Origin of the sequence: Neisseria sp. HMSC31F04 (assembly GCF_001807735.1) — a bacterium.
GTDB classification, from domain to species: Bacteria; Pseudomonadota; Gammaproteobacteria; order Burkholderiales; family Neisseriaceae; genus Neisseria; species Neisseria elongata.
The window spans coordinates 1-8326 of the sequence record NZ_KV790818.1 but is presented as its reverse complement, the minus strand read 5'-3'; the positions used below and the strand labels follow the sequence as shown (position 1 = coordinate 8326).

Sequence of the window (8326 nt, the reverse complement as noted above, 5' to 3'; positions counted from 1 at the left end):
GCCGTACTGGTTTAAATTTAATCCACTATAGCCATAATGGCAGCCCAAACCGTTTATAGGGCAACCGATTGGAGAGGCCGTCTGAAAACCTTGAAACGGGTTTTCAGACGGCCTCTCCATTACCTGCACCAACTGCTTAGAACTTATAGGTGTATTGCACGCCCAGGATGTTGGCGTAATTTTTAAACGATGCCGACGATACGCCTTTACTGTCCACATCGTTGCCGGTGGAAGCCGCCGCACGGTAAACGGTATCGTTTATGTGGATGTGGCTGTATGCCGCATCAAATACATGGCGTTTTTTATAAGCATACTTCGCACCGAAGGAATACCAGATACGGTTGCCGTCGGGCAGCGTGTTCAGACGGCTGTCCGCGCCGCGTACCGGGCTTTGGTCGAACGCAATACCGGCGCGCAGTTGCAACGGCTCGCTGTATTGGTAAGACGCGCCGAGGGCGGTTTTGTAAGTGTTGCGCCAGTTCGGCGTGATAACCGTGCGGTCGGATCGGCCGTTGACGACGGATTTGGTGTTTTCAAACACCAGCTCGGCACGGTTGAAACGGCTGTGGCGCGTCCAAGTCAGGTCGGCGAACAGGTTGGTTTTATCGGTTGCGCGATACATGCCGTGCAGCGACAAGGATTCCGGCGTTACGATTTTGACGCCGGCCTTCTCGTGCGGCTTGTAGCCGAACGCGGTGCCGATAAGCGCATCGTAGGCACTCTTTCCGCCGAATGCCGGATGGGGCGTTGTTACCGCCCGGCCGTCGGCCTGCCAATCGGCCGTGCCTTTCAGGTTGTGATTGACTTTCGAGCGGTAGTTTACACCGACGCGGGTACGCGGATTGATATCCCACAGCCAGCCCAACTGGTAGCCGAAGCCCCAGTCTTTGCCTTTGACTTCCGCATGGCCGTCTGAAAGGCCGTTGTGCGGCCCCAAGCGGCCGGAAGCGTTCCAGTCCGCATATTTGCGCAACTCGGCGGAAGAATATTGGGCAATCAGACCCGCGCCAAACGCATGGTTTTCACTCACTTTGTAAGCGACGACAGGCTCGACGGCGATGGTGGTCAAGCCCAATTTGTTGATGTTGTGCCGCAACACGGAATCTTCCTGATATTCGGTGGAAGAAGCGAACGGAACATACACGCCCAAGCCCAGCGTCAGGTCGGGATTAACGCGGTAGGCACCGTAAAGATGGGGTGCGAGCACCACGTCTTTGGTGATTTTTCCCTCGGTTTTCCCCTGCACGCGGCCGCCTCGTACAAACGACGCTTCCGCATCGTGATATTCAATGTGCGGGGCGACGATATTGGCGGCAGCCGTTATCTCGCTGCCGTCCAATTTGGCCAAACCGGCCGGATTGTAGAAAATCGTGGTGGCATCGGCGGCTTCTGCGGCGGCGGCATTGGCCGTTCCCTGCGCGGTAACCGACTGTGTACCGAAATGGTAGCCCGAAGCCTGAGCCAGAGGGGCCAGGGCGGCAGCCGTCAATACGGCGATTTTTTTCACAGCTTTCATATTTGTGACGTAAGTTAATCCAAAAAGGGCGCATTTTAACAAACAGTCTGCCGATAAGTCATCCGTCTGCCGCACTCTTTACCCATGCATATAACCAAACGCCATAACCGTGCGGCAAACGGTTCTTTCACTTTTCAGACGGCCTCCGCTAAAGTGGCCGTCTGAAAAAACAACCCTCTCGAAAGGAGCCCGCCATGCCGGCCAAACACCTAGCCTCCGCCCTGCTCTTCACCGCCGCCCTCTCCGCCTGCACGCCCGACAACGGTACGCAAAATGCCGCTTCCGACAGCGGGGACAAAACCGGCAGCGTCAAACTGCTCAACGTCTCCTACGATGTCGCACGCGACCTCTACAAAGACTTCAACCCGCTGTTTACCGCAGAATACAAAAAACAGCACAACGGCGCGGACATCGCCGTCCAACAATCGCACGGCGGTTCGAGCAAACAGGCACTGGCCGTGGCCAACGGCCTGAAAGCCGACGTTGTTACCATGAACCAAGGCTCCGACATCGAACTCTTGGTTAAAAAAGGCCTGGTCAAAGCCGACTGGCAAAAAGCCTTTCCCAACAACGCCGTCCCCTTCACCAGCACCACCGTCTTCCTCGTCCGCAAAGGCAACCCGAAACAAATTAAAGACTGGAACGATCTGACCCAAGATAACCTGAAAATCGTCATCGCCAACCCCAAAGTAACCGGCAACGGCCGCTACACCTTCCTGGGCGCATACGGCTACGGCCTGAAAGCCAACAACAACGACGACGCCAAAGCGCGCGAATACGTGAAAAAAATGCTGTCGAAAGTCGAAGTGTTCGAAAACGGCGGCCGTGCGGCCACCACCACCTTCGTCCAACGCAACATCGGCGACGTACTGATTACCTTTGAAAACGAAGCCAACCTGTCGGCCAAACAATTCGGCAACGGCGAATTTGAAATCGTCTATCCGAAATACTCCGTCCGCATGGACAGCCCCGTCGCCGTCGTAGACAAAGTAGCCGACGAACGCGGCACCCGCCAAGCCGCCACCGAATACCTGAACTACCTGTGGAGCAAACCCGCGCAGGAATTGGGCGCGAAACTTTACCTGCGCCCCGCCGACAAAGACGTGCTGGCCGCCCATGCAAGTGAACTGCCGCCGATGGAAACCTTCAACCCCAACGACATCTTCGGCACATGGAATGAAATCATGAGCAAATACTTTTCAGACGGCGGCGTATACGACCAACTGACCGTGAAAGGCAAATAAAGAAAAACGAAAAAACGCAAAGGGGCCGTCTGAAAACCACTTTTCAGACGGCCCCTTTATTACCGCATTGTCCGAATCGGCGTATACTTATCATAATATTTGCCAAACAGGGAGCACCATCATGAAAACAACCGTGCAAAAATCCGCCCTCGTAACCGCCCTGCTCCTCCTCACCGCCTGCGCCGGCGGCCCGGGCGGAAGCTCGATCAGCCTCGGCATCGGCGGTTTCGGCAGCCATATCGGCTTGGGAACCTCCGTCAATATTCCGATAGGCAGCCGCACACCCGCCGCAGACACAGGCGGCATCAACGTTACCGAAGAACAAATCATCACCCATTTTGCCGCAGACGGCACCGCTTCCGAACAAGCTATCAAAGGCGGCAGCTACCGCAGGCTGCTCAACGTACTCGGCGGCGGCAATTATCTGGTACAAGATTTTTACGGCGACGGGCAAAAACGTACAGACCCGATGATACTGCCCAAAAAAGCCCTGTTCTCGGCCGATGCGCACCCCACAGACAGCGCATACACGGTTTACGACCGCAACGGCAATCCGATACGCCGACAGGTTTACCGCAACAACCGGCTTATCGGCAACTGACCGCGATACCGGCCAAACCTGAAGAAAGGCCGTCTGAAATCATGTTTCAGACGGCCTTTTTATATTGTTTCAAGCAAAGACGAATCAGAATTTGCTTTTGATATCGTTAATCAGGTTTTCAGCTTTTTCTTTCGCATCGTCAATCAGATGCTCGGTTTCTTCTTTACCTTTTTTCAATACGTCGCCGGCTTTTTCCTCGATTTCGGCAGCAACTTCTTTCACCTTGCCGATTCCTTGCTGAACAACGCCTTCTGCTTGAAGTTTGGAATCGTTTAATACTTCTCCCGCAGTTTCTTTCACTTTATCGCTGATTTGGTCTAATTTTCCACTCATGACCTTTTTCCTTAATTTCATATTGATCGAAGTACCACTATATCCTAACCGTTATCCAATAGTAATCTTAAATGGAATACCGCCTGAAAACCTGCTTTCAGACGGCCTCCACTTCTCAAGTTCAACGTTGCATTTCCTTGGCTAAAACCAACATACCTGATGTTTACAGGATACCGCCTTCCCGATTGTATTCAATCATGTTGTTTACCGCTTGGGCGAGCCATGCCCAGCAATCAGGGAATTCTTGACGCTGTTTTCCCAGCCGGGGCTGGCGAAGTCGTGGATAAGCTGGACTGTGCCGCCTTTGCCGATTTCGAAGCAGGCAGTGTCATCGCAGTGGCTGTGTTTGGCGAAGGGAATCAATTTCCTGTTGGGATAACGGGTTTGCAGGCCTTGGTATAGCTCGGCGGCCCAATCGCTGTCGAGCAGATGCCAAATATCGAAATCGACTAAATTCAGTTCGACAATTTTTTGAAATGATTCAGGGTATTCAAAGTGGGGAATATCGAGCGTATAACTTTTCATCGGTTGATTCCTAGTTTGAGGCTACCTGAAAAATGAAACTGGGCGTATTGCTTTTCGGGCGACCTTTGCCACGCCTCACTCAATCTTCACCCGTTTCAACCTTAACGCATTGCTCAACACCGAAACCGAGCTTGCCGCCATGGCCGCGCCTGCGATGACGGGATTTAAGAAGCCGAGTGCGGCGAGCGGGATGCCTAATATGTTGTAGAAGAAGGCGAAAAACAGGTTTTGTTTGATGTTTTTCAACGTCGCCTGCGATACCAGCAGGGCGTCGGCGAGCTGGTTGACCGAATGCTGCATCAGCGTGGCGGAGGCGGTGTGTTCGGCAACGTCCGCGCCGCCTTTCATGGCGAAGCTGACGTTGGCGGCAGCGAGCGCAGGCGCGTCGTTGATGCCGTCGCCGACCATTGCCACGGTTTTGCCGGCGGCTTTGAGTTTCTGCACTTCGGCGGCTTTGTCGCGTGGACTCATGTTGCCGAAGGCGTGTGCGATGCCCAGTTGTTTGGCGACGTATTCGACCGTGCCTTGATTGTCGCCGCTCATGATGTAAACGTCGATGCCGTGTTTTTTCAGACGGCCTATGGCTTCGGCGGTATCGGTTTTCAACGCGTCGGCGAGTGCGAATGCGCCGATGGGTTTGCCGTTGGCAGAAACAGCAACGATGCTTGCGATGCGCCAGACGTCGTCTGAAAACTCAGGCAGGGTCAGTTCAGCAAAATCAAGTTTGCCCGCTTTCACCAAGCCCACGCCTTCGACTTCGGCGGTAATGCCTGCGCCGACAACGGTTTGCGCGTTTTGTGCGGCGGGGATGTCCAAGCCGCGCGCTTGGGCGGCTGACACAATGGCGCGCGCGAGCGGGTGGGCGGCGTTTTGTTCGACGGAGGCAGCGATGCGGTACAAAACGTCTTCGTCAAAGCCGCTGTCGGGAACGCAATAAACGGCAGCAACCTGCGGTCTGCCTTCGGTCAGCGTGCCGGTTTTGTCCAACACGACGGCATCGACGTGGGCGGCTTCTTCCATCGCCGCCGCGTCTTTAAACCAAATACCGTGTTTCACCGCCTTGCCCATCCCGACCATAATCCCGGCGGGCGTCGCCAGACCGAGTGCGCACGGGCAGGCAATCACCAAAACAGCAACGGCGTGCATCAGCGCAACCGTCCAATCGCCTTTCACCAGCCAAGTGGCGATAAAGGTCAAAAGCGCGATGCCCACAACGGCAGGCACAAACACTGCCGCCGCCTTGTCCGCCACGCGCGCAATCGGCGCTTTGCTGCCTTGCGCTTCGGATAACGCGTTCATCATGTCGCCGAGCAGGGTTTGGCTGCCGAGCTGCGTAGCGCGGTAAACCACGCTGCCTTCGGTCATCAGCGCGCCCGCTAACACTTTGCCACCCGCCTTTTTCTCTTCGGGATTGGATTCGCCGGTGAGGTGGCTCTCGTCCGCCCAGCCACTGCCGCTTTCGATGATGCCGTCGGCAGCGATGCGTTCGCCGTGATTGGCGCGGATTAGGTCCCCGATTTGTACTTGGTCGATGGGCAGTTGTTTCCATTCGCCATCGCGTTGCACGTTGACTTGGGTCGGCGTAAGTTTCAGCAGCAAGCCCAAGCTGTTCAGGCTGGATTTTTTGGTGCGGTGTTCCAAAAACTTACCCAGCGACACAAACCCAATCACCGTCACGCCCACTTCAAAATACACATGCGCCATGCCGTGCGCCGCTTGCGGGCTGAAAAACAGCATATAAGCGGAATACAGGTAAATCGACACCGTGCCGATAGTAACGAGCACGTCCATATTCGCCAGCCCACCTTTAATACTCGCCCACGCGCTTTTGTAAAACGGGATTGCCAGCCAAAGCTGCACCACACTCGCCAATGCGAACTGCCACAACGGCGGAATCATCCAATCGTTTCTGCCGATCATCACCCCCGCCATGCCGATAAGGAACGGGACGTTGATGGCGAACAGCAGCCACAGCCGCCAGCTTACATGCGCGGTTTCTTCGGGTTGCGGCAGCGCGTCTTCCGTCTTCTCCTTTGCGCCGTAACCGGTTTTCTCGATGATTTTGGCGATGTCGGCGGCGGAGGTTTGGCTGTCGTCAAACACCACCTGCGCCTCCTCGCTGGCGAAGTTCACCCCCGCCGATTCGACAAAGTCTTTTTTGTTCAACACTTTTTCAATGCGCGAAGCGCAGGCCTGACAGGTCATGCCTTCGATTTGGAAACGGACTTTTTGTTGCATGGTTTCTTCCTTCTGAATGTGGTTGGGCTACCTGAAAAAAGCGGAGCAGGGTTTTTAGGTAGCCTTTGGGGTGTTGCAGTCGATTTGTTGCGATTCGATTTACAAAGCCGCATCATACCCGCCGTCTTCCACCGCTTCTATCAGCGCGGCGGGGTTGGTTTGGGCGGGGTCGAATTCCACGACGGCGTTCTTGTTTTCCAGGCTCACTTCGGCCTTGTCCACGCCGTTTACGCCTTCGAGGATGCTGGTAACGCTTTTCACGCAGCCGCCGCAGGTCATGCCTTCGATGTTTAATGTGATGGTTTGCATAGGGTTTCCTTTCTGTTGGAATGAGGCTGAGGTTTTAAAGCCCGTTGCAGCCAAAGCTTTCAGGTAGCCTGAAATGATGGGTCTGCTCTTGCTTTCCCGCTAAATGCCGCCACTATAAAGCTTTACCCGAAGTAAAGGTCAAGCATCATGATGAACATCAGCCAGGCCGCGGCCGAGAGCGGCCTTTCCGCCAAACAAATCCGCGACTACGAAAAGCACGGCCTAATCGCCCCGGCCGCGCGCAGCGAAGCGGGCTACCGCCGCTACGGACAGGCCGACCTTACCCGGCTGCGCTTTATCCGCCATGCGCGGGAAGTGGGCTTTTCGCTGCCGCAGATCGGGCAGCTTTTGAGCCTGCAACACAACCCGCAGCGCACCAGCCGCGAAGTGAAAACGCTCACCGCGCGGCACATCGCCGAGCTGGAAGCCAAAATCGAACGCTTGCAGGGCATGGTGGCCGAGCTGCAACGCTGGCACGATGCCTGCGCGGGAGATGACTGCCCGGATTGTGCGATTTTGGCCGGGCTGGAGGAGCGTTAGGCGGCTTGGGCAGAATAGAAACAGGCTACCTGAAAAGTTTCAGGTAGCCTTAGTCGGCCGCTAACGGTTTGGTACAGGCCTCGTCGTAATACGGCAGCCACTTGCCGCCGCTTTGCTTCAGATATGCGCGAAAACTTTTGTTTACCCGTGTGGCGGTGTAATCCAAATACGGTACGCCGCCTTGGGTAACGTACAGCACATCCGGCGGGTCGAAAAGATAGAGCTCGTATTCCCGGCTGTGCCGTTTATGCCGCTCGGTGAGGCGGCGGCAGGATTGCTGCATGATGTTGTCGATATCGTTTAGCTGCGTGAGGATATCAAACAACAGCGGCGGCAGCGTGTTGTTTTTTACCCAGGCGACAGGCATATCAAACTCAAATTCGCCGTTATCCTGCGGGAGGGTTATGCTCATGCCGCGATGGCCGATATCATCAATCGGCTGCCAGCGGGCAGAAGCCAGCCATGCCGGCCAATCGGCTGCTTGAAAACGGTTTAGCGGGAAGTCTCGGTTTAAATAGTGCTTGCGAAAAAACAGCATGATGGCGGCACTGGCTAGGCTTACAAAGCTGAAGTTGGCATGATAGCGAAGGCAATGGCAAACAGGACTGTATTCATAGATTTGTTTATCAAAAGATTTTTGAAGAACTGTGAAATGCCTTGACAAGTATACTGCTATCATTTCGGTAAGAACAGGGAGATCAATGAGGTTATAAGTAGAAAAAAGCTTCCTCAATACAATAAATCGAAATTACATGATGGCTGCAGCCAAAAATACCAAACGCGAGGGCAAAAGTACATCCGACAGCCAAGCTGCACGTATCTCACCAAATGATATTGCCGACTTTACAGGTTTTATCCATTCTATCTCTGTTATCTCATTTTACCTTTCATTACTGCTCGGTTCTGCCCTTATTCTGACTTCTCCCTCTGCCAATGCCCAAGGCATCGTTGCCGACAAATCCGCACTTGCACAGCAACAGCCTACCATCATGAGACCTTTGCAAAATCCCCCCAAAATCC

10 protein-coding genes are annotated in these 8326 nt (G+C 54.5%); 4 read left to right on the top strand and 6 right to left on the bottom strand.

All coding sequences use genetic code 11. The annotated features are described in order from the left end of the window. Nucleotides 1–136: 136 nt before the first annotated feature. Nucleotides 137–1516, bottom strand: a complete 1380-nt coding sequence (locus tag HMPREF3107_RS07990) for an OmpP1/FadL family transporter (protein ID WP_070454827.1) — start codon at nt 1514–1516, stop codon at nt 137–139. Nucleotides 1517–1710: 194 nt separating this feature from the next. Here HMPREF3107_RS07990 and HMPREF3107_RS07985 point away from each other — a divergent pair, with 194 nt between their 5' ends. After that, entirely contained in the window at nt 1711–2760 is a 1050-nt protein-coding gene (locus HMPREF3107_RS07985; protein ID WP_070454826.1) for a sulfate ABC transporter substrate-binding protein, read from the top strand. A 121-nt stretch (nt 2761–2881) separates the two neighbouring features. Further along, complete coding sequence (locus tag HMPREF3107_RS07980; RefSeq protein ID WP_070454825.1) at nt 2882–3361, top strand: NemA protein; 480 nt, start codon at nt 2882–2884, stop codon at nt 3359–3361. Between the two features lie 84 nt (nt 3362–3445). Here the strand turns inward: HMPREF3107_RS07980 and HMPREF3107_RS07975 are convergent, their stop codons facing one another. The 4 genes from HMPREF3107_RS07975 to HMPREF3107_RS07960 all read right to left on the bottom strand — a co-directional run bounded on the left by HMPREF3107_RS07975 (nt 3446) and on the right by HMPREF3107_RS07960 (nt 6766). Then, nucleotides 3446–3694, bottom strand: a complete 249-nt coding sequence (locus HMPREF3107_RS07975) for a CsbD family protein (protein WP_070454824.1) — start codon at nt 3692–3694, stop codon at nt 3446–3448. A 204-nt stretch (nt 3695–3898) separates the two neighbouring features. Beyond that, nucleotides 3899–4219 (bottom strand): hypothetical protein, encoded by a 321-nt coding sequence (locus tag HMPREF3107_RS07970; RefSeq protein ID WP_210391416.1) that lies wholly within the window; start codon nt 4217–4219, stop codon nt 3899–3901. A gap of 75 nt (nt 4220–4294) precedes the next feature. Beyond that, entirely contained in the window at nt 4295–6457 is a 2163-nt protein-coding gene (locus tag HMPREF3107_RS07965) for a heavy metal translocating P-type ATPase (protein WP_070454823.1), read from the bottom strand. Nucleotides 6458–6556: 99 nt separating this feature from the next. After that, nucleotides 6557–6766, bottom strand: coding sequence for a heavy-metal-associated domain-containing protein (locus HMPREF3107_RS07960; RefSeq protein WP_003742983.1), 210 nt, complete (start codon nt 6764–6766; stop codon nt 6557–6559). 147 nt (nt 6767–6913) lie between these two features. On the opposite strand from HMPREF3107_RS07960, the gene cueR reads away from it, so the two are divergent. Then, entirely contained in the window at nt 6914–7306 is a 393-nt protein-coding gene (gene cueR / locus HMPREF3107_RS07955) for a Cu(I)-responsive transcriptional regulator (protein WP_070454822.1), read from the top strand. A 49-nt stretch (nt 7307–7355) separates the two neighbouring features. On the opposite strand, the gene HMPREF3107_RS07950 is transcribed toward cueR, so the two are convergent. After that, a complete protein-coding gene (locus HMPREF3107_RS07950; protein ID WP_246828614.1) occupies nt 7356–7718 on the bottom strand; it encodes a hypothetical protein in 363 nt (120 codons plus the stop codon). Between the two features lie 340 nt (nt 7719–8058). Between HMPREF3107_RS07950 and HMPREF3107_RS07945 the strand changes: the two genes are divergently transcribed. Next, on the top strand, nt 8059–8326 hold a 268-nt coding region (locus HMPREF3107_RS07945; protein WP_141742859.1), incomplete at its 3' end, for a hypothetical protein.

What these genes read in the sequence shown, in the direction of transcription:
- HMPREF3107_RS07990 (WP_070454827.1), bottom strand. Translation starts at nt 1,516, where the DNA reads ATGAAAGCTGTGAAAAAAATCGCCGTATTGACGGCTGCCGCCCTGGCC.
- HMPREF3107_RS07985 (WP_070454826.1), top strand. Translation starts at nt 1,711, where the DNA reads ATGCCGGCCAAACACCTAGCCTCCGCCCTGCTCTTCACCGCCGCCCTC.
- HMPREF3107_RS07980 (WP_070454825.1), top strand. Translation starts at nt 2,882, where the DNA reads ATGAAAACAACCGTGCAAAAATCCGCCCTCGTAACCGCCCTGCTCCTC.
- HMPREF3107_RS07975 (WP_070454824.1), bottom strand. Translation starts at nt 3,694, where the DNA reads ATGAGTGGAAAATTAGACCAAATCAGCGATAAAGTGAAAGAAACTGCG.
- HMPREF3107_RS07970 (WP_210391416.1), bottom strand. Translation starts at nt 4,219, where the DNA reads ATGAAAAGTTATACGCTCGATATTCCCCACTTTGAATACCCTGAATCA.
- HMPREF3107_RS07965 (WP_070454823.1), bottom strand. Translation starts at nt 6,457, where the DNA reads ATGCAACAAAAAGTCCGTTTCCAAATCGAAGGCATGACCTGTCAGGCC.
- HMPREF3107_RS07960 (WP_003742983.1), bottom strand. Translation starts at nt 6,766, where the DNA reads ATGCAAACCATCACATTAAACATCGAAGGCATGACCTGCGGCGGCTGC.
- cueR (WP_070454822.1), top strand. Translation starts at nt 6,914, where the DNA reads ATGATGAACATCAGCCAGGCCGCGGCCGAGAGCGGCCTTTCCGCCAAA.
- HMPREF3107_RS07950 (WP_246828614.1), bottom strand. Translation starts at nt 7,718, where the DNA reads ATGAGCATAACCCTCCCGCAGGATAACGGCGAATTTGAGTTTGATATG.